The following is a 19311-nucleotide window of genomic DNA, read 5'->3' as shown; positions in this document are numbered from 1 at the left end:
AGTGACCCAGCATGACTGAGCAGGCCATCCGCAAGATCCTCGGCGAGCACGGGCGGCTGTCGGTCGATTCGACCACCGTCGAACGGTCCGCGGATCTCTACGAACTGGGTCTCACCTCGCATGCGAGCGTCAACGTGATGCTCGCGCTCGAGGACGCGTTCGACGTCGAATTCCCCGACGAATTGCTGCGCAAGAGCACGTTCGCGAGCGTCGATGCCATCCACGTGGCCCTCACCGAACTGGGTGTGTGATGAGCCTCCTCGACGAGCGCAACGCCGAAACCGATGGGCCCCCGCCACTTCGCGAGCGTGCCGAGAGCGTCGGTCGTGACATCGCGGCACAGTGGGCCGACGAGGTGGATCGCGACGCCAGGTTCCCTCACGAAGCCCTCGCGGCACTGGGCGCCCACAAGCTGCTGTCGTGCGGTGTGCCGCCGGAGCACGGCGGCGCCGGCGCCTCCCTCGGCGAACTGTGCGAGATCACCCGGATCCTGGGCCGCTACTGCGCGTCCACCGCCATGGTCTTCGCGATGCACCAGACCCAGATCGTCTCGCTCGTCCACCACGCCGACAGCGCCGCGTTGGTCGACTTCGTCCGCGACGTGGCCGCCCGCGAGCTTCTCCTCGCGTCGGCGACCACCGAACTCGGAACCGGCGGCGACGTCCGCAGCAGCCTGTGTGCGGCCCGGGTCGACGGGGACACTCTGACCCTGCGCAAGAACACCCCCGTCGTCTCGTACGGGGAGTACGCCGACGCGATCCTCGTGACCGCACGGCGGACCGAGGACAGCCCCGCGAGTGATCAGGTGCTCGTGGTGTGCCGCCGCGACGATGTGACGCTCGAGCGCACCGGGGACTGGAACACCCTGGGAATGCGCGGCACGTGCAGCCCCGGCTTCGTGCTCGAGGCCCGCAGCAGCGCCGACATGATCGTCCCCGCGTCCTACGCCGACATCTCGTCCCGCACGATGCTGCCCGTGTCCCACTGCGTGTGGTCCGCGGTGTGGCTCGGCATCGCCGACGCCGCAATGGACAAGGCCCGCAGCTTCGTTCGGGCCGCGGGACGCAAGCAACCCGGTGTGACGCCACCCGGCGCCCTGCGCCTGGCCGAGGCCGCCGGCGTGCACCAGCAGTTCTCCGATCTCGTCTTCGCGTCCGCGGCCCGGTTCGACGCCGCGATCGTCGAGCCCGAGAACCCGAGCGGCCTGGGATTCTCGCTGGCCATGAACAACCTGAAGGTGACCGCGTCGACACTCGTCGTCGAACTCGTCACCAAGGCCCTGCTCATTTGCGGCATCGACGGATACCGCGAGGACGGCCGCTATTCCCTGGGACGTCACATGCGCGACGCTCTCGGCGCCGCGGTGATGGTGAACAACGATCGCATCATGGCCAATTCGGCCCAGATGTCACTTGCCTACCGAGGAACGATATGAGCACCGCATCGATCGACGACCGCACCGAACTGGATCGGGCGCGCCGGGAATTCCAGCAGCAACTGATCGCCGCCGGCCTGCTCGTCGAAACCGGGGTTCCCGGGTTGTACGGGCGCTCCGGCGTTTTCGAGGACATCGTCGACGGCATCGATCGGGTCGTCGTCGCGGCGGGACCCGGCCGGGCCGCGACCCGGTTGCGTTTCCCACCGGTGTTCCCGCGCACCAGCTTCGAACGCACCGACTACATCGCGTCGTTCCCACACCTGACCGGGGCGATCAACACCTTCGCCGGGAGCAACGCCGAGCATGCCGAACTGCTCGCGGCGCGGGCGCGCGGCGAGACGTGGGATCCGTGGCTCGAACCGGCCGAGACCGTCCTCGTCTCCGCGGCCTGCCATCCCGCCTATGCGCGGTACAGCGGAACCCTGCGGGACGGTGGTGAACTCCTCGACGTGTACGGCTACTGCTTCCGCCACGAACCGGCCGTCGACCCGGCACGCATGCAGGCGTTCCGGATGCACGAGTTCGTGCGCATCGGCACCGCGGACGATGCTGCCCGGCACCGCGATTCGTGGATCGAACGGGGACTCGAGGTGCTCGCGGACCTGGGTCTCGACGCGACGGCGGAGGTCGCGAACGACCCGTTCTTCGGGCGTGCCGGGCGGATGCTCGCTGCGAACCAGCGGCACGAGAACCTCAAGACCGAACTGACGGTGCGGCTCTACGGCGACCTCGGGGACGGTACGGCCGTCGTGTCCTGCAACTGCCACCAGGACCACTTCGGCGACACCTTCGGTATCACCACGGCCGACGGGGACGTCGCGCACAGTGCGTGTGTGGGATTCGGGATGGAACGCATCGCGCTAGCGCTGCTGCGTACCCACGGTTTCGACCCGGAGCGCTGGCCGGTCGCGGTGAAGGACAGGATGTTTCCGTGACGGTCCGGCTGCTCGGGGTCTCGGCCGACGACTACGTCCCGCACCCGATCCACGGGGGCAACCGTATCTGGACCGAGACGAACTGCTACGCCGACCTGTGGATCGAGATCCTGCATTCGCTGGGTCTCGACCCGGTGCCGGTGGCGGTGTGCGCGTTCGGCGCCCGATTCGACGGGGCGCAGTGGACATTCCTCAAGTTCAAGCCCGAGGACCTGTTCGCGTTGTACGGCATCGAGGTCGACGAGATGAACGTGTGGCGGCGACCGATCGAGCACATCGAGGACAACGCGACCGCGGGCATCCTCTCCACCGTCGAGGTCGACTCGTTCTGGCTGCCCGACACGGCCGGCACCGGATACCGTGAAGCGCACGGCAAGACGACGATCGTGCCGGTGCTCGTCGACCGCGACCGCGAAGAACTGCAGTACTTCCACAACAGCGGCTGCCATCGCCTCACCGGTGCCGACTTCCGCGGTGTCTTCGGCCTCGACGAGCCGGAGCCACCGGCGTGGCCTCCGTATGTCGAACAGATCCGGTTCCGTCCGGGTGCGACACTGAACGTCGACGCCTTCGATACCGCACTGCGCCGACATCTGCGTGCCCGGCCTCGGGGGAACCCGGTGCGCGACCTCGCGGCCCGTGTCCTCGCGGACGTCGAATGGCTCGGTGCCGCAGGCGTGGACGGATTCCACCGGTGGTCGTTCGGGGTGCTGCGTCAGTGCGGTGCGACCGCCGAACTCGCCGCCGACGTGTGCGCCTACATGCAGAACGCCGGATATCCGGACGCGGGCCGTGCGATCGACGATTTCCGTGCGGTCGCCGAGGGCGCCAAGGCCGTGCAGTTCCGGATGGCCCGCGCGGCGCGGGGACGTGCCGTCGACCCCACCGAACAACTCGACGCGATGGCCGACGCGTGGCAGCGTGCGATGACCGTCGTCGCGGCGGCCGCGGGACAGGCCGTTCCGAGCCGGGTGTCCGGGCCGGCCTGATGGATCTGTTCGACGGAGCCGTCTGGCATTGTGTCGCAACGCCTCCGGGGGCGGTGCTCTCTCCGGATCAGTTGCCGGACGAGGTCGGCCTCCGGCTGGTGGCCGAGGTGCCCGGTACCGCGGCCGGAGCGATCCGCACCGCGCACGGCGCGACGGCCGCCCGCGAGGCACACACGGACGCCTCCGACTGGTGGTTCGTCACGCAGGTACAGCGATCCGGCACCGGGCCGTGGCGACTGGAACTGGACGGTCTCGCCACCCTGGCCGAGGTGTGGGTCGGAGACGAGCGGGTCGCCGTGTCGGAGTCGATGTTCGTTCCGTTGGTGGTCGAACTGGACTCGATTCCCGAGAACTTCTGTTTTGCACTGCGATTCGCGTCCCTTGATGCGGCGCTCGCGAAGAGGCGCCCGCGCGGACGGTGGCGGTCGTCGATGATCCGGGCACAGGGATTGCGGTGGATCCGCACCACGATGCTCGGTCGCGCCCCGGTGTTCTCCGGGGTGCCGGCTCCCGTCGGGCCGTGGCGTCGCGTCGCGCTGGTGGATGCGAGTGCGCCGCGCCTCGTCGACCGCCGGATCCGCGTGACGGTCGACGGCGACAGCGGTGTCGTGGATCTGGACGTGACGTTGTCCGGTGTTGCGGTGGGTGATTCGGTGACGGCACGGGTCGGCTCCGCGGTGGCGTCGGCGACGATCGAGGACGGCAGGGTCCGCGCCCGCGTCGAGGTGCCCGACGTGCGGCGCTGGTGGCCGCACACCCACGGTGAACCGGCGCTGTACCCGGTCTCACTGGAGGTGGGCGGCGACCGCGTGGATGTCGGTGAGGTCGGGTTCCGCGACCTCACCGTGGACCGGTCCGACGGCGGATTCTGGTTGCGCATCAACGGTATCGGCGTATTCTGCCGCGGTCTCGTGTGGACGCCCGCGGACCCCGTCGCACTGACCTCCCCGGAGGAAACCCGGCGCATGCTCGAGCGGTGCATCGACGCGGGTGTCAACCTGATCCGCATTCCGGGCACGATGGTCTACGAGGACGACGCCTTCTGGTCGGGGTGCGCCGAATCGGGAATCCTGGTGTGGCAGGAGGTGATGCTCGCGACGACCGACCCGCCCGAAACCGACGAGTTCCGAGCACTTCTCGTCGACGAGGTACGAGGTGTGCTGCGGTCCGTATCCGGCAACCCGGCGCTCGCCGTCGTGTGTGGGGGCAGCGAGACCGAACAGCAGCCCACGATGCTCGGTCTCGGGCGTCCGCCCATGGCCGCGCTCGACGAGTGGCTGCCCGCGGTCGTCGCGGCGGAGGCTCCGGCGGCGGTGTGGGTGTCGTCGTCGCCGTCGGCCCCGCCCGGGTCGCAGGCCCTGCCCACCCACGTCGGGTCGGGGATCGCGCACTACTTCGGTGTCGGCGGGTATCGGCGTCCGCTGACCGACGTGCGCTCTGCGGGTGTGCGATTCGCCGCCGAATGCCTCGCGTTCTCGATCCCGCCGGGCAACGACGCGATCGAGGCGGATTTCGGGACGGTCGCGGTCGCGGGGCACCACCCGCGGTGGAAGGCGGCCGTGCCGCGCGACCACGGCGCGTCCTGGGACTTCGAGGACGTGCGAGATCATTACGTGTGCACGGTCTTCGAGCAGGATCCGGCGACTGTGCGATGGTCGGACCCGGAGCGGTATCTGGATCTCGGGCGGGCCGCGGTGTGCGAGGCGTTCGCCGCGACCCTGGCATTCTGGCGTCGCCCCGATTCGCGATGCCACGGCGCGCTGATCCTCGCGGCGCGCGATCTCGAGCCGGGCGCCGGCTGGGGCGTGCTCGAGCATTCCGGTGTGCCGAAGGCCCCGTGGTTCGTGCTGCGCCGCATCTGGGCGCCGGTCGCGGTGCTCCTCGGCGACGACGGGATCGACGGTCTGCGCATCGACGCGTTCAACGACACCGCGGTTGCGGTGGAGGCGCGCCTGGAGTTGCTGGTGCACACCCGCAGCGGCGTCGTCGCGCACGAGGAGACGCTGTCGGTGGAACTCGCCGCGCACAGCGCGTCTACGTGGTCGTTCGACGAACTGCTCGGTCGCTTCACCGACGTCACCCACACGTACAGGTTCGGACCGCAGACCTACGAATCCGCCACGGCGCGGCTCGTCGCGGCCGACGGCAGCGTGCTGTCCGAGGACGTGTACCTGGTCGGGGAAGCGGTGCGCCCGTACGAACGCAGCATCGGATTATCCGCCACCGCAATCGAATCGGAGTCCGGTGAGTGGTCGCTGGAGGTCGCGACCGACGGTGCCGCCCAGTACGTGTCGCTCGAACTGCGCGGATTCGAACCCGCCGACTCGTGGTTCCACCTGCCGCCCGGCGGCCGCCGCACCGTCGCACTGCAGCGGACAGGTGAGGCCCGAACGGTCTCGGGTCGCGTGCGCGCGCTCAATTCGGCCGCGACCGCCGCCGTGTCCACCGGGTGAAGGGAACCGGCGCATACGTACCGCTTCGGGCGGGCACACTGAGGGGCATGAGCGACTCCACGAACGTCCAGAGCACCCGGATCGTCCTTGCCTCCCGCCCGGTCGGTGCACCCACCCCGGAGAACTTCCGCACCGAGACCGTCGACGTTCCCGAACCCGGGGACGGTCAGATCCTGGTGCGGGTGGTGTACCTGTCGCTGGACCCCTACATGCGGGGCCGGATGAGCGACGCGAAGTCCTACGCGCCGCCCGTGGAACTCGGTGACGTGATGGTCGGGGCGACGGTCGCGCAGGTCGTCACGTCGCGTCACCCGGACTTCGCCGAGGGTGATTACGTGCTGGCGGGAACTGGTTGGCAGACGCACGCGGTCGTCGACGGGCGGGCCGTACGGAAGCTCGATCCAGAGGCGGCGCCGCTGTCGACGGCGCTCGGTGTGCTCGGTATGCCGGGTTTCACCGCCTATTCGGGCCTGTTGAAGATCGGGCAACCGAAGGAGGGCGAGACCGTCGTGGTCGCGGCGGCGAGCGGTCCCGTCGGGTCCGCGGTCGGGCAGATCGCGAAGATCAAGGGCGCACGCGCGGTCGGGATCGCCGGCGGCCCCGAGAAGTGCCGGCATCTGCTCGACGACCTCGGGTTCGACGCGGCCGTCGACCACCGTGCCCCCGATTTCGCGGAGCAGTTGCGTGAGGCCGTGCCGGACGGCATCGACGTCTACTTCGAGAACGTCGGCGGAGCGGTCCAGGCAGCGGTGATCCCGCTGCTGAACCTGTATGCGCGGATGCCGGTGTGCGGTCTGGTGGCGCAGTACAACACCCTCCCGACCGAGGGGCCGGACCGATTGCCGGCGTTCTTCTCGACGGTGCTGGTCAAGAGCCTGACCGTCCGCGGGTTCATCCAGTCCGAGTTCGTCCGCGAGATGCACGACGACTTCCTGCGCGACGCCTCCGAATGGGTCCGCAGCGGCAGGCTGCGGTACCGGGAGGACATCGTCGACGGTCTCGACGCCGCACCGGAGGCGTTCATCGGGCTGCTCGAGGGGAAGAACTTCGGCAAGCTCGTCGTGAAGGTCGCTCCGGAGTCCTGACCGGGTGCCGGGAACCATCATCCGGTCAGGACCGATGGTTCCCGCCACCGGGTTCAGTAGATCCGGTGGGTTCAGGCGAGGCGCTCGAACACCGCGGCGAGACCCTGGCCGCCGCCGATGCACATGGTTTCGAGACCGTAGCGACCCTCGCGACGGTCGAGTTCGCGCAGCAGGGTGGCGAGGATGCGGCCACCGGTCGCCCCGACCGGGTGCCCCAGCGAGATGCCCGAGCCGTTGGGATTCAGCCGCGGATCGTCCGGTTCGAGACCCCAGGTGCGGGTGACGGCGAGCGTCTGGGCGGCGAACGCCTCGTTGAGTTCGATGACGTCGAGGTCGGACAGGGTCAGGCCGAGGCGCTTCAGGACCTGTTCGGTCGCCGGGACCGGGCCGATGCCCATGGTGCGCGGCGGCACTCCCGCGACCGCCCAGCCGGCGAGGCGGGCCAGCGGTCGCAGACCGAGCTGTGCGGCCTTTTCCGGGGTGGTGACGATGGCGAGAGCGGCGCCGTCGTTCTGGCCGCTGGCGTTGCCGGCGGTGACGGTGGAGTCGGGGTCGATCTTGCCGCGGATGGGACGGAGTTTCGCGAGCGATTCCATGCTGGTGTCGGCGCGCGGGTGCTCGTCCGTGTCGATCACCACCGCATCGCCCTTGCGCTGCGGTACCGCGACCGGGACGATCTCCTGCGCGAATACGCCGCTGCTCTGGGCGGCGACGGCACGCTGGTGGGACTGCACCGCGAGCGCGTCCTGATCCTCGCGGGAGATGGAGAATTCGGCGCGCAGGTTCTCGGCGGTCTCGATCATGCCGCCGGGGACGGGGAAGTCGCGGCCGCCGGCGGTGACGCGGGCGCGGGCGAGCCGGTCGTTCAGCGCGACCGCTTCACCCTTGACGCCCCAGCGCATTCCGGTCGCGTAGAACTCGGCCTGGCTCATCGATTCGGTGCCGCCGGCGAGAACGAGGTCGCTGCCGCCGGTCTGAACCTGCATGGCGGCCTGGATGATCGCTTGGAGGCCGGAGCCGCATCGACGGTCGACCTGGAGACCCGGAACGTCGACGCCGAGCCCCGCGTTGAGTGCCGCGACGCGGCCGATCGCGGGGGCCTCGCCACCCGGGGACGCCTGACCGAGGATCACGTCGTCGACGTCCGAGCCGGAAATTCCGGTGCGCGTGATGATTTCGCGGATGACGGTGGCTGCGAGGTCCTCCGGGGCGATGTCCTTCAGCGCGCCGCCGAAGCGGCCGACCGGGGTGCGGAGTGGTTCGCAGATCACTGCGTCGAGCATGTTATTCCTCGGTTTTCGTTGATTTCTAATGGGTTTGGGTACGTGCGAGGTCCGTGGAGATCGCAGCGGCGGTCGCGACGACCGCGGGGACCAGTTCGCCGCGAACTGTGTCGAGCGTGTAGCGGGCGGCGTGGGTGGAGATGTTCACGGCGGCGATCACCGTGCCGGAGGCGTCCCGGATCGGTGCGGCCAGCGACCGCAGCCCTTCCTCGAGTTCCTGGTCGACGATGCAGAAGCCGTCGCGGCGGATGGTGTCGAGCTCGGCGCGCAGCTGGTCCGGGGTCACCACGGTTCGTCCGGTCAGCGGCCGCAGGTCGGCGCGGTCGAGATAGGCGTCGAGGTCCTCGGGGGACAGACCCGCGAGCAACACGCGACCCATCGACGTCGCGTGCGCCGGAAAGCGGGTGCCGAGCGTGATGGACACGGTCATGATCCGGCTGACCGGCACCCGCGCGACGTACACGATGTCGTCGCCGTCGAGCACCGACACCGACGTCGATTCGTGCACCGAAGCGGCGAGCGCTTCGAGGTGCGGCCGCGCGACGTCGGGCAGCGTCAGGCTGGACAGGTAGCTGTAGCCGAGCTCGAGCACCCGCGGGGTCAGCCAGAACAGCGACCCGTCCGTCCGGACGTAGCCGAGTTCGGCGAGGGTCAGCAGGAACCGGCGGGCGGTCGCGCGGGTCAGGCCGGTGGCCTTGGCGACGTCGCTGAGGGTGCGCCGCGGGTGCGTCGCGTCGAACGCCTTGACGACGGCCAGCCCGCGGGCCAGCGACTGCACGAAGTCGGGTGAGGCCGCGGGAGTGTCGTCGGCTGACGGGTTCTGCTGCGGCGCGGTGGCGGCGTCGATTTCGCTCATGGTCCGGAAATCCCCTCGGTGTCGGTGTGCCCGAATACTTCCACGTGTCCGCGGGTGTGTTCAGCGACCGTCCGGGGTGCGGGCGATGTGGGAGAGCACCAGTTCCGTGATCCGTTCGGCCTGTTCGACGTTCGCGAGGTGCGCGCCCGGGTCGACGACGTGGAAGGTGGCGTCCGCGATGCCGTCGGCGAGTGCCCGCATGGTGGCGGGCGGTGTCGCGGGGTCCTGCTCGCCGGCGACGACCAGGGTGGGTGCGGTGATGTGCGCGAGGTCGGCGCGGCCGTCCCAGCCCGCGAGTGCTTCGCAGCACGCGGCGTAGCCCTCGTCGGTCGTCGACTTCACCATGTCGACGTGCCGGGCGACGAGTGCCGGGTCGCGGTCGCGCAGGCCGGGGGTGAACCAGCGGTCGACGATCGATTCGGCGATGGAGGCCAGACCCGCGGTGCGCACGGTCGCGGCCCGCTCGTGCCACGGTCCGGGCGGGGCGAACGCGGCGGAGGTGCACAGCAGGGTGAGCGTGCGCACGCGCTCGGGGTGGTGCGCGGCGAGCCACTGTCCGACGGCCCCGCCCAGGGACAGCCCGACGAAGTGCACGGAGTCCAGGCCGAGGTCGTCGAGCAGCGCCAGGATGTCGCCGCCGAGGTCGTCGAGGGTGTAAGGGCCTTGGGGTGCAGGGGATTTCCCGTGTCCGCGGTGGTCGACGGCGACGACGTGCGCGACGGCCGACAGGGCCTCGATCTGGGGTGCCCACATCGACAGGTCGGATCCGAGCGAGCCGAGGAGCACCACGGGTGCGGCGGCCGGGTCGCCGTGCCGTTCGTGATTGAGCGTGACGGTCATGTCCCCCAGCATAGCCGTTGTTCGCGATACGTACGAGGGTTCACATTGCGTACGGAACGCGCTACTCTAGGGTCATGGACAAAGTCGTTGCCACCGCCGCCGAGGCCGTAGCCGACATCCCGGACGGCGCCACGATCGCTGTCGGCGGATTCGGCCTGGTCGGCGTCCCTGAAATCCTCATCGATGCCCTGCTCGAGCAGGGCGCCACCAACCTCGAGACGGTCAGCAACAACTGCGGAACCGACGGTTTCGGTCTCGGGGTGCTCCTGGAGAAGGGCCGCATCCGCCGCACCATCTCCTCGTACGTCGGTTCCAACAAGGAATTCGCGCGCCAGTACCTCGCCGGTGAACTCGAGGTCGAACTGACCCCGCAGGGCACTCTCGCCGAGCGCATGCGCGCCGGCGGCGCGGGCATCCCGGCGTTCTTCACCCCTGCCGGTGTCGGCACCCAGGTCGAAGAGGGCGGACTGCCCCTGCGTTACGACGGCAACGGCGGCATCGCGGTCGCGTCCCCGCCGAAGGAGACCCGCGAGTTCGACGGCGTCACCTACGTGATGGAACGCGGCATCGTCGCCGACTTCGCCCTCGTCCACGCGTGGAAGGGCGACCGCCACGGCAACCTCGTCTACCGGCAGAGCGCCCGCAACTTCAACCCTCCGGCCGCGACCTCGGGCCGCATCACCATCGCCCAGGTCGAATACCTCGTCGAACCCGGCGAGCTGGATCCCAACGAGATCCACACCCCCGGCATCCACGTGCAGCGCGTCGTGCCGGTCGGGCCGGTCACCGTCGGCATCGAGAACAGGACGGTCCGTTCATGACCCAGGCAGCCACCCGGAAACTGACCCGCGAGGAAATGGCCGCGCGCGTCGCACAGGAACTGTCCGACGGCCAGTACGTCAACCTCGGCATCGGTATGCCCACGCTGGTCCCGAACTACCTGGACCCGGGCATCGAGGTCGTTCTGCACTCGGAGAACGGTGTGCTCGGTGTCGGCCCGTACCCGTACGAGGACGAGATCGACCCCGAACTCATCAACGCCGGCAAGGAACTCATCACCGTCGTGCCCGGCGCATCGTTCTTCGACTCGTCGCAGTCCTTCGGGATGATCCGCGGTGGCCAGATCGACGTGGCTGTCCTCGGTGCGATGCAGGTCAGCGCGAAGGGTGACATCGCGAACTGGATGATCCCGGGCGCCATGGTCAGGGGCATGGGCGGCGCGATGGACCTCGTGCACGGCGCGCGGCGCGTGATCGTGATGATGGAACACGTCACGAAGAAGGGTGAGCCGAAGATCTTCGAGGAATGCACGCTGCCGCTCACCGGCAAGCGCTGCGTCCAGCGGATCATCACCGACATGGCCGTCATCGACGTCACCGACGAGGGTCTGAAGCTCGTCGAGACGGCCCCCGGAGTGAGTGTCGAGGAGGTCGTCGCCGCAACTGCCGCGACGCTGACCGTCTAGCGCTCGACCGCGTCGTCCGCCGACCTGCAGGGGGGTCGGCGGGCGGCGCTGTGTTTTCCGCGGCGGGCACCCGCCCGGGTAACTTCCCGCCCAGTAGGACATTCCGTCCCGCGAGCCGTCGGCTGCGCCTACCGTGATCAACCATTCAGGGAACGGTCTTCGGGAGGCAGCGTGGTGGATTGGGCGGAAGAATGCGACGTGCTCGTCGTCGGGTCGGGAGCAGGTGGATGCTGCGGCGCCTACACCGCCGCCCGTGAGGGCCTGTCGGTGATCCTCGTCGAAGCATCGGAGCAGTTCGGCGGCACCACTGCCTACTCCGGTGGCGGCGGCATGTGGTTCCCGACGAACGCGGTGCTGCGCCGCGCCGGCGACGAGGACACGATCGAGGACGCCCTCACCTACTTCCACGCGGTGGTCGGCGACCGCACCCCCCGCGAACTGCAGGATGCGTTCGTCACCGGGGGTGCCTCGCTCGTCGACTATCTCGAAATCGACGCGGACCTGGAATTCCAGGTCCTGCCGTGGCCCGACTACTTCGGCAAGGCGCCCAAGGCCAGCGCGACCGGCCGTCACATCATTCCGTCGCCGTTGTCCGCGAAGGGGATCGAGGACCTCAACGAGTCCATCCGCGGCCCCCTCGGCCGCGAACGCAACGGCGAACCCCTCCCCGGTCACCTCATCGGCGGCCGCGCACTGGTCGGCCGATTCCTGGTGGCGCTGAAGAAGTTCCCCGGTGTCAGCACCCATCTGAACACGCCGCTGGTCGATCTCGTCGTCGAGGACGGCGCGGTCGTCGGAGGCATCGTCGAACACGACGGTGAGCGTCGCGCGATCCGTGCCCGTCGCGGTGTCGTGCTCGCGGCCGGTGGGTTCGAGCAGAACGACGCCATGCGCGCCGAGTACGGCGTGCCCGGCGAGGCGCGGGATTCGATGGGGCCGTGGTCGAATCTCGGTAAAGCACACCAGGCGGGCATCGCCGCCGGCGCCGACGTCGATCTCATGGGCGAGGCCTGGTGGTCGCCCGGTATGACCCACCCGGACGGGCGCTCCGCGTTCGCGCTGTGGTTCACGGGCGGCATCTTCGTCAACCAGGGCGGCAAGCGTTTCGTCAACGAGTCGGCGCCCTACGACCGACTCGGCCGCGATGTCATCGCGCAGATGGACGCCGGTTCGCTGACCCTGCCGTTCTGGATGATCTACGACGACAAGGACGGCGGTGTTCCGCCCGTCCAGGCGACGAACGTGCCGATGGTCGAACCCGAGAAGTACATCGCGGCCGGCCTGTGGAAGACGGGGGAGACCCTCGAGGAACTCGCCGAACAGATCGGGGTCCCCGCCGACGCACTGGTCGCGACCGTCGCCCGCTACAACGAGATGGCCGCCGAGGGCGTCGACGAGGACTTCGGCCGCGGCGACGAACCGTACGACCGCGCGTTTTCCGGCGGGCAGTCCCCGATGGTCCCGATCGAGAAGGGCCCGTTCCACGCGGCGGCGTTCGGGATCTCCGATCTGGGCACCAAGGGCGGGTTGCGCACCGATACGTCGGCGCGGGTCCTGACCCCCGCGGGTGAACCGATTCCCGGCCTGTACGCGGCGGGCAACACGATGGCCGCGGTCAGCGGCACGGTGTACCCGGGCGGCGGCAACCCCATCGGCGCGAGCATGCTGTTCGCGCACGTGGCGGTACGGGACATGGCGAAGCGCTAGGCGGCTTCGCCGCCCGTGTGCCTTTGTGGCGGTGGGAGCCGCCACAAAGGCACACGGGCGCCGCAGGCGCACTACTCGGCTTCGGCGCTGTCGGTGTCGGTGTCGCCTGGTTGGTCGATGTCACCCGGCTCGACGACCAGTTCGTAACGGTGACCGTATGTTTCGACGAGAGCCTGCAGCACCGCCACAACCGGGACGGACACCAGCGCACCCATCGCGCCGAACAACGACGCTCCGACGATCACCGAACCGAACGCGACCGCCGGGTGGATCGAGACGGTCTTCGACGTGATGCGCGGGTGCAGCACGTAGTTCTCGACCTGTTGATAGCCGGTTCCGAACAGCACCACCCACAGCCCGTCGATGGGCTGGTTGGCGGCGGCGATGATCGCGGGCAGGGCGATCGCCAGATACGTGCCCAGGGTCGGGACGAACTGCGACACGATGCCCGTCCACAGCGCGAGCGGCAGCCAGTAGGGCACACCGATGATCATCAGGAAGATGCCGGTACCGATGGCACTGATGGCTCCGAGGATCAGCCGGGAGACGACGTATCCGCCGGCCTTCTCGACGGACGTTTCCCACACCGTCGCGATGATCTTCTGCTGCCGGGCGGGGAACCAGCTCGAGATGGTGCGCCGCAGGGCGGGACCCTCCGCCGACATGTAGAACACGAACAGCAGCATCGTCAGGGCCTGGAACACCACGCTCACCACCGAGGACACCACGCCGAGCACTCCGGGCGTGAACCGCTGCACGAGATCCCTGATGGTCTCCGGCGTCAGCTTGATCAGTTCGTCGCCGGTCGAGAAGTTCGTGTCGAACGTGCGGTTGGACCACTCGGTGACCGTGGTGATGGCATCGGGCAGTGCTTTGAGCAACTGACCGAGCTGTTCGACGAGCAGCGTCCCGAACAGCGCGACGAACCCGATCAGAAACGCCAGCAGGCCGAACAGCACCAGACCGGTCGCGGCGCCGCGGCGCATCCCGAACCGCTCCAGCCAGTCGACGACCGGCTCGAGGGTGATGCTGAGCAACCACGCCAGAAACAGCAGTCCGAGGAAGTCGCGGAGGTTGAAGAACAGCCAGCCCGAGAGTTGGTAGGCGGCGACGGCGAGCAGGACGTAGAAGACGGCGGGCCGCAGCCAGCGGGGTGTGGTGCGCTGCCGGGGCGGGTCGCTCGGATGGTCCTCGCTCATCGCACCCTCCCGGTTGTCTGCCTGACGGGTCTAGGCGGAATCTACCCCGGGAACAACAACTGGTCCTCGTATCCGCGTGGTCGCCGGTCATCCGCCGACGCAATCGCCACAGCGGATAACTGGCGGCCGAGCGGATTCGTCGCGACGCCTTCGCGCGGGCGAAACGAAACCGGCCCGGACTCGTGAGAGTCCGGGCCGGTGGTGGTAGCGGGGACAGGATTTGAACCTGCGACCTCTGGGTTATGAGCCCAGCGAGCTACCGAGCTGCTCCACCCCGCGTTGCACGAACAACACTACACCACCGGCGGGGGTGCTCCGTTCAGGGGGTTCGACAGGCTCTCGGCGTAGTAACCGCGGATGTGGTCGCCGATGCGCTGGCGGGCCGCCTCCACGTCCCCGGCCCGCACCGCCGCGACGAGGCCGTGATGTTCGTGGCGCAGGCGGCTGCAGGTCTCCGGCCAGGTGGCGAGGGGTGCTCCGGCAAGCACATAGCTTTCGATCGATTCGCGCAGCGCGGCCATCATCGAGGCGATGACCAGGTTTCCGGCGGCGTCGGCCAGGGCGATGTGGAACCGGGAGTCGAGGACCAGGAACTCGTGCGCGGACAGCTCGGGAGAGTCCATCGCGATGAGCAACTCCTCGGCGTGGGACAGGTCCGGGACCGGGCGTGTACCGGCGAGCGTCTGCACGACCTCGGTCTCGAGGACCAGCCGGGTCTGCACGACGTCGCGGACCGGAAAGTTCTGGGCCGCGACCTGCATGCGCATGAGCATCGACATTCCGCCCACCGGCCGGGAGACGATCATCGCCCCGGCGTTGGGACCCGACCCGGTGTGCGCGGTGAGGAGGCCGAGCGCCTCCATCACCCGCAGCGCCTCACGCACCGACGACCGGCCCACGCCGAGTTCGGCCGCGAGGATGCGCTCACCCGGGAGCCGCTGCCCCGGCGCGAGTTCACCGGAGATCAGCTTCTCCTCGAGGCGGGCGAGTACCTGCTCCCAGGCGCGGGGTGCGGACGGCGACGACATGTCAGCAGAGCCTAGGCCGCCTCTTTCTCGTGCGTGGCTCCCGAACGTGGGTTAGTGTGGTCAGACCACACAGATTCGATGCGGAGATCCACCATGCGAGTCGCGTTGTTCGCCACCTGCCTCGGCGACACCCTGTTCCCCGGCGCGGTCAAGGCCACCGCCCTGCTCCTGGCGAGGCTCGGCCACGACGTCGTGTTCCCGCCCGGCCAGACCTGCTGCGGGCAGATGCACGTCAACACCGGATACCAACCCGACGCACTGCCCCTCGTCCGCAACTACGCCGACACCTTCGGCGACCCCTCCATCGACGCGGTCGTCGTCCCGTCCGGATCGTGCGCCGGATCCGTCCGGCACCAGCACGAGATCGTCGCCGGCCGCTACGGCGACGCCGCGCTGCGCGGGAAGGTCGACACGGTCAAGGCCAAGACGTACGAACTGTCCGAGTTCCTCGTCGACGTCCTCGGCGTCACCGACGTCGGCGCCCGCTACCCGCATCGCGTCACCTACCACCCGACCTGCCATTCCCTGCGCATGCTGCGGGTCGGCGACAAACCGCTGCAGTTGCTGCGCAACGTCCGCGACATCGACCTCGTCGAACTCCCCGAAGCGGATTCGTGCTGCGGCTTCGGCGGCACGTTCGCCATCAAGAACGCCGAAACGTCCACCGCGATGCTGTCCGACAAGCTCCGCAACATCGCCGCCACCGGCGCCGAATACTGCACGGCCGGCGACTCGTCCTGCCTGATGCACATCGGGGGCGGCATGTCGCGCCTGAAAACCGGCGGCCGCACCGTGCACCTCGCCGAGATCCTCGCCTCCGTCGACGCCCCGGTGGTGACCGCATGAGCATCACCGCGCTCGGCACGCCCACCGTCCCACCGCGCGGCTCGGGAAATCTGCGCGGCGTCGAAAAGTTCCCGGACGCAGCGCATCACGAACTCGCCGACAGTCAGCTGCGCCGCAACATCGGCAAGGCCACCCACACCATCCGCGCCAAGCGGCTCCGCGTGACCGGGGAGGTCCCCGACTGGGAGGCGCTGCGCGACGCCGGTGCCGCCGTCAAGAAGGACGTGCTCGCGCGCCTGCCCGAACTGCTCGAACAGCTCGAAGCCGCCGTCACCGAACGGGGTGGCATCGTGCACTGGGCCGCCGACGCCGACGAGGCCAACGCCCTCGTCGCACAACTGGTGCGCGACACCGGATCCGACGAGATCGTCAAGGTCAAATCCATGGCCACTCAGGAGATCGGCCTCAACGAGTATCTCGAAGCCCAGGGCATCGTTGCGCACGAGACGGACCTGGCCGAACTCATCGTCCAGCTCGGCCACGACCGGCCGTCGCACATCCTCGTCCCGGCCATCCACCGCAACCGTTCCGAGATCCGTGAGATCTTCCTGCGCGAAATGCCGGGCGTGGACCCGGATCTCGACGACAATCCTGCGCACCTCGCGGAGGCGGCGCGAAAGTTCCTGCGCCACAAGTTCATGACCGTCCCGGTCGCGGTATCGGGCGCGAACTTCGGGATCGCCGAGACCGGCACCCTCGCGGTCGTCGAATCCGAGGGCAACGGCCGGATGTGCCTGACGCTGCCGCAGACCCTCATCACCGTCATGGGCATCGAGAAGCTGCTCCCCACCTACCGCGACCTGGAGGTGTTCCTCCAACTGCTACCGCGGTCGTCGACGGGGGAGCGGATGAATCCGTACACGTCGATGTGGACGGGTGTCACCCCGGGTGACGGACCGCAGGCGTTCCACCTGATCCTGCTCGACAACGGCCGCACCGCCGCGCTCGCAGATTCGGTGGGACGCGAAGCGCTGCACTGCATCCGGTGCTCCGCGTGCCTCAACGTGTGCCCGGTCTACGAACGCACCGGCGGCCACGCCTACGGCTCGACCTATCCGGGTCCGATCGGGGCCGTGCTCACCCCGCAACTCGCGGGCATGAACGAACCCGGCGACCCGAACGCGACGCTGCCGTTCGCGTCGAGCCTGTGCGGCGCGTGCTTCGACGCCTGCCCCGTCAAGATCGACATCCCGTCGCTGCTCGTCGAACTGCGGCACCAGAAGGTCGAACAGGCGGGACTCACCGTCGAAGCCGCGGCGATGAAGGCGGCGTCGCTGGCGATGTCGTCCTCGCGGCGGTGGACCGCGGCGCAGAAGGCCGGCGGTATCGGCGGCCGGATCGTCGCGGGGAAGAAGGGCGCGATCTCGGCGCTGCCCGGCCCGCTCGGCGGCTGGACCGCGGCCCGCGACATCCCGGCACCGCCGAAGCAGACGTTCCGGCAGTGGTGGGATTCCGACGAAGGTCGCGCGGCGATGGCCGCAGCGCGGAAGGAAGGGGGCGAACGATGAGCGCCCGCGAGACGGTGCTCGGCCGCATCCGCGACGCCCTGGCGCTCGCGCCGTCCGCGCCCACGGAGATCCCCCGCGCCTACCGCACCGGCCGAACCCTGCCGGACGACGAACGCTACGAACTGTTCGCCGACCGGTTGCTCGATTACAAGGCCCACGTGCACCGCTGCACCGCAGCCGAACTACCGACGGTCCTCGCGCGGGTGCTCGCCGACCGGAAGGTCGCGCGGGTGGGTGTGCCCACCGGTCTCGACGACTCGTGGCTCGCCGCGTTCGACGGGGAGATCGTCGTGGACTCGGCCGACGTGCCGGCGCCGGAGCTCGAAGCGCTCGACGGGGTCGTCACCGCGTCGGCGGTGTCGTGCGCCGAGACGGGCACCATCTTCCTCGACGGCAGCGCCGACCAGGGTCGCCGGGCCCTGACACTCGTGCCGGATCTGCACGTGTGCGTCGTGCCGCTCGGCACCGTCGAGGTCGGGGTGCCCGAAGCTCTGGCCCGGCTCGTGCCGGAGCGGCCCACCACCCTGATCAGCGGGCCGTCCGCGACCTCGGACATCGAACTCGAACGCGTCGAGGGGGTGCACGGTCCGCGCAATCTCGAGGTCGTGATCGTCGGCTGAGCGGCAAGATCGACTCACAGGCGATTGCCAGCTTCCTTCCAGCTTCCCGGAAACGTCGTCGGGTGTACTCGGAGCGTTCACCCGTTCGCCACCGATCAGCCGGGAGCTGCCGCCGCCATGAGCCTCATCGATCGATTCCTGAAGCGATCCTCGTCGGATGATCCAACCGAATCGGTCGAGGACGTTCCGGCCGGTCCCGTCGGCTATCAGCGGACGGCGAGCAAGCTGCACGCCTTCAACCGGTACGAGATCAAGTACCTCGTCGACGAGATGAAGGTCCCGGAGCTGCGGGCCGAGCTCGCCGCCCGCATGGACGCCGATCCGTTCTCGCCGCACGGTGGATATCCGGTGACGTCGCTGTACTACGACACCGCGGATCTGCGCTTCTACTGGGAGAAGATCGAGGGCCTGAAGTTCCGGCGGAAGCTCCGGATGCGGCTGTACGGCAATCCGGCGGACTGCACCGACGACACCTCGGTGCAGATCGAGATCAAGCAGCGCGTCAACCGCGTGACCCAGAAGCGGCGGATCGCGCTGCCCTACGGGCAGGCGCGGCGGTGGCTGGACGGCCGCGAGGAGATCGAGTGCGATCCGTCGCAGCGACCGTTCGTGAACGAGGTGACCACCCTGATCGGCAATCTCGATCTGCGGCCGGTCGTCACTACCGGCTACCTGCGGGAGGCGTTCGTCGGCCGCGAAGCCGATCTGGGCCTGCGGGTGACGATCGATCACAAGGTGCACGGCCGCGACCGCGACTTCCATTTCGCATCCGGCGCCGAGAACCGCTTCATCATCCCGCCGAAGCTGGCGATCGTGGAACTCAAGGCGAACGAACGGGTTCCGTACTGGGCGACGGATCTGACCGCGCGACTGAACATGTCGGTCATCCGGATCTCGAAGTACTGCCAGTCGGTGCAGGCGTTCGGGTTGGCACCGCGCTCGATCACCGGCGCACCCGAACCGATCCTGCCCGACGGGTTCGACGAGCCCGTCCCGCCGGATCTCTTCGGCGAACCCGCTCCGGTCGTGGGTTGACCACGCACGCAGCATTTTTCATAG

17 protein-coding genes, 1 tRNA gene and 1 pseudogene are annotated in these 19311 nt (G+C 69.0%); 13 read left to right on the top strand and 6 right to left on the bottom strand.

The window, feature by feature from the left end; translation table 11 throughout:
- Positions 1 to 11 precede the first annotated feature (11 nt).
- The 6 genes from M1M07_RS11200 to M1M07_RS11175 are packed head-to-tail and all read left to right on the top strand — an operon-like array spanning position 12 to position 6900.
- Positions 12 to 251, top strand: a complete 240-nt coding sequence (locus tag M1M07_RS11200; RefSeq protein ID WP_248674209.1) for an acyl carrier protein — start codon at positions 12 to 14, stop codon at positions 249 to 251.
- Entirely contained in the window at positions 251 to 1435 is a 1185-nt protein-coding gene (locus M1M07_RS11195) for an acyl-CoA dehydrogenase family protein (protein WP_248674208.1), read from the top strand. The genes M1M07_RS11200 and M1M07_RS11195 overlap by 1 nt, the downstream gene beginning before the upstream one ends.
- Positions 1432 to 2373: an amino acid--[acyl-carrier-protein] ligase gene (locus M1M07_RS11190; protein ID WP_248674207.1), complete on the top strand. Its 942-nt coding sequence runs from the start codon at positions 1432 to 1434 to the stop codon at positions 2371 to 2373. The genes M1M07_RS11195 and M1M07_RS11190 overlap by 4 nt, the downstream gene beginning before the upstream one ends.
- Complete coding sequence (locus M1M07_RS11185) at positions 2370 to 3362, top strand: DUF1839 family protein (protein ID WP_248674206.1); 993 nt, start codon at positions 2370 to 2372, stop codon at positions 3360 to 3362. Before M1M07_RS11190 ends, M1M07_RS11185 begins: the two co-directional genes overlap by 4 nt.
- Positions 3362 to 5815 (top strand): glycosyl hydrolase, encoded by a 2454-nt coding sequence (locus tag M1M07_RS11180; RefSeq protein WP_248674205.1) that lies wholly within the window; start codon positions 3362 to 3364, stop codon positions 5813 to 5815. The genes M1M07_RS11185 and M1M07_RS11180 overlap by 1 nt, the downstream gene beginning before the upstream one ends.
- 47 nt (positions 5816 to 5862) lie before the next feature.
- Positions 5863 to 6900, top strand: a complete 1038-nt coding sequence (locus M1M07_RS11175) for an NADP-dependent oxidoreductase (protein ID WP_248674204.1) — start codon at positions 5863 to 5865, stop codon at positions 6898 to 6900.
- Between the two features lie 71 nt (positions 6901 to 6971).
- Here M1M07_RS11175 and M1M07_RS11170 read toward each other — a convergent pair whose 3' ends face one another.
- The 3 genes and pseudogenes from M1M07_RS11170 to pcaD all read right to left on the bottom strand — a co-directional run.
- Positions 6972 to 8183: an acetyl-CoA C-acetyltransferase gene (locus M1M07_RS11170; protein WP_248674203.1), complete on the bottom strand. Its 1212-nt coding sequence runs from the start codon at positions 8181 to 8183 to the stop codon at positions 6972 to 6974.
- 25 nt (positions 8184 to 8208) lie between these two features.
- Entirely contained in the window at positions 8209 to 9039 is an 831-nt protein-coding gene (locus tag M1M07_RS11165; RefSeq protein WP_248674202.1) for an IclR family transcriptional regulator, read from the bottom strand.
- An 81-nt stretch (positions 9040 to 9120) separates the two neighbouring features.
- Positions 9121 to 9879 (bottom strand): annotated as a pseudogene (gene pcaD / locus M1M07_RS11160) (3-oxoadipate enol-lactonase); the annotation flags it as partial.
- Positions 9880 to 9953: 74 nt separating this feature from the next.
- On the opposite strand from pcaD, the gene M1M07_RS11155 reads away from it, so the two are divergent.
- The 3 genes from M1M07_RS11155 (at position 9954) to M1M07_RS11145 (ending at position 13051) form a co-directional block, all read left to right on the top strand.
- The gene (locus M1M07_RS11155; protein WP_197251941.1) at positions 9954 to 10700 is read left to right on the top strand and encodes a CoA transferase subunit A; all 747 of its coding nucleotides are present in this window, start codon (positions 9954 to 9956) and stop codon (positions 10698 to 10700) included.
- The gene (locus M1M07_RS11150) at positions 10697 to 11344 is read left to right on the top strand and encodes a CoA transferase subunit B (protein WP_248674201.1); all 648 of its coding nucleotides are present in this window, start codon (positions 10697 to 10699) and stop codon (positions 11342 to 11344) included. The genes M1M07_RS11155 and M1M07_RS11150 overlap by 4 nt, the downstream gene beginning before the upstream one ends.
- Positions 11345 to 11515: 171 nt before the next feature.
- Entirely contained in the window at positions 11516 to 13051 is a 1536-nt protein-coding gene (locus M1M07_RS11145) for an FAD-binding protein (protein WP_248674200.1), read from the top strand.
- Between the two features lie 71 nt (positions 13052 to 13122).
- On the opposite strand, the gene M1M07_RS11140 is transcribed toward M1M07_RS11145, so the two are convergent.
- The 3 genes from M1M07_RS11140 to M1M07_RS11130 form a co-directional block, all read right to left on the bottom strand.
- Entirely contained in the window at positions 13123 to 14250 is a 1128-nt protein-coding gene (locus M1M07_RS11140) for an AI-2E family transporter (protein ID WP_248674199.1), read from the bottom strand.
- 202 nt (positions 14251 to 14452) lie between these two features.
- Positions 14453 to 14529: transfer RNA gene (locus tag M1M07_RS11135), tRNA-Met, on the bottom strand.
- A 14-nt stretch (positions 14530 to 14543) separates the two neighbouring features.
- On the bottom strand, positions 14544 to 15278 hold the full coding sequence (locus M1M07_RS11130) for a FadR/GntR family transcriptional regulator (RefSeq protein WP_248674198.1): 735 nt from the start codon (positions 15276 to 15278) through the stop codon (positions 14544 to 14546).
- Positions 15279 to 15371: 93 nt separating this feature from the next.
- Here M1M07_RS11130 and M1M07_RS11125 point away from each other — a divergent pair, with 93 nt between their 5' ends.
- The 4 genes from M1M07_RS11125 (at position 15372) to M1M07_RS11110 (ending at position 19287) form a co-directional block, all read left to right on the top strand.
- Positions 15372 to 16124, top strand: a complete 753-nt coding sequence (locus tag M1M07_RS11125; protein ID WP_248674197.1) for a (Fe-S)-binding protein — start codon at positions 15372 to 15374, stop codon at positions 16122 to 16124.
- Positions 16121 to 17632 (top strand): LutB/LldF family L-lactate oxidation iron-sulfur protein, encoded by a 1512-nt coding sequence (locus M1M07_RS11120; protein WP_248674196.1) that lies wholly within the window; start codon positions 16121 to 16123, stop codon positions 17630 to 17632. The genes M1M07_RS11125 and M1M07_RS11120 overlap by 4 nt, the downstream gene beginning before the upstream one ends.
- Positions 17629 to 18252 (top strand): LUD domain-containing protein, encoded by a 624-nt coding sequence (locus M1M07_RS11115; RefSeq protein WP_248674195.1) that lies wholly within the window; start codon positions 17629 to 17631, stop codon positions 18250 to 18252. The genes M1M07_RS11120 and M1M07_RS11115 overlap by 4 nt, the downstream gene beginning before the upstream one ends.
- Before the next feature lie 117 nt (positions 18253 to 18369).
- Positions 18370 to 19287: a polyphosphate polymerase domain-containing protein gene (locus M1M07_RS11110; protein ID WP_248674194.1), complete on the top strand. Its 918-nt coding sequence runs from the start codon at positions 18370 to 18372 to the stop codon at positions 19285 to 19287.
- Positions 19288 to 19311 lie beyond the last annotated feature (24 nt).

Origin of the sequence: Rhodococcus sp. HM1 (genome assembly GCF_023218075.1) — a bacterium.
Lineage (GTDB): Bacteria > Actinomycetota > Actinomycetes > Mycobacteriales > Mycobacteriaceae > Rhodococcus.
This window is presented reverse-complemented; position numbering and strand designations above follow the sequence as displayed.

What these genes read in the sequence shown, in the direction of transcription:
- M1M07_RS11200 (WP_248674209.1), top strand. Translation starts at nt 12, where the DNA reads ATGACTGAGCAGGCCATCCGCAAGATCCTCGGCGAGCACGGGCGGCTG.
- M1M07_RS11195 (WP_248674208.1), top strand. Translation starts at nt 251, where the DNA reads ATGAGCCTCCTCGACGAGCGCAACGCCGAAACCGATGGGCCCCCGCCA.
- M1M07_RS11190 (WP_248674207.1), top strand. Translation starts at nt 1,432, where the DNA reads ATGAGCACCGCATCGATCGACGACCGCACCGAACTGGATCGGGCGCGC.
- M1M07_RS11180 (WP_248674205.1), top strand. Translation starts at nt 3,362, where the DNA reads ATGGATCTGTTCGACGGAGCCGTCTGGCATTGTGTCGCAACGCCTCCG.
- M1M07_RS11175 (WP_248674204.1), top strand. Translation starts at nt 5,863, where the DNA reads ATGAGCGACTCCACGAACGTCCAGAGCACCCGGATCGTCCTTGCCTCC.
- M1M07_RS11170 (WP_248674203.1), bottom strand. Translation starts at nt 8,183, where the DNA reads ATGCTCGACGCAGTGATCTGCGAACCACTCCGCACCCCGGTCGGCCGC.
- M1M07_RS11165 (WP_248674202.1), bottom strand. Translation starts at nt 9,039, where the DNA reads ATGAGCGAAATCGACGCCGCCACCGCGCCGCAGCAGAACCCGTCAGCC.
- M1M07_RS11155 (WP_197251941.1), top strand. Translation starts at nt 9,954, where the DNA reads ATGGACAAAGTCGTTGCCACCGCCGCCGAGGCCGTAGCCGACATCCCG.
- M1M07_RS11150 (WP_248674201.1), top strand. Translation starts at nt 10,697, where the DNA reads ATGACCCAGGCAGCCACCCGGAAACTGACCCGCGAGGAAATGGCCGCG.
- M1M07_RS11140 (WP_248674199.1), bottom strand. Translation starts at nt 14,250, where the DNA reads ATGAGCGAGGACCATCCGAGCGACCCGCCCCGGCAGCGCACCACACCC.
- M1M07_RS11130 (WP_248674198.1), bottom strand. Translation starts at nt 15,278, where the DNA reads ATGTCGTCGCCGTCCGCACCCCGCGCCTGGGAGCAGGTACTCGCCCGC.
- M1M07_RS11125 (WP_248674197.1), top strand. Translation starts at nt 15,372, where the DNA reads ATGCGAGTCGCGTTGTTCGCCACCTGCCTCGGCGACACCCTGTTCCCC.
- M1M07_RS11120 (WP_248674196.1), top strand. Translation starts at nt 16,121, where the DNA reads ATGAGCATCACCGCGCTCGGCACGCCCACCGTCCCACCGCGCGGCTCG.
- M1M07_RS11115 (WP_248674195.1), top strand. Translation starts at nt 17,629, where the DNA reads ATGAGCGCCCGCGAGACGGTGCTCGGCCGCATCCGCGACGCCCTGGCG.
- M1M07_RS11110 (WP_248674194.1), top strand. Translation starts at nt 18,370, where the DNA reads ATGAGCCTCATCGATCGATTCCTGAAGCGATCCTCGTCGGATGATCCA.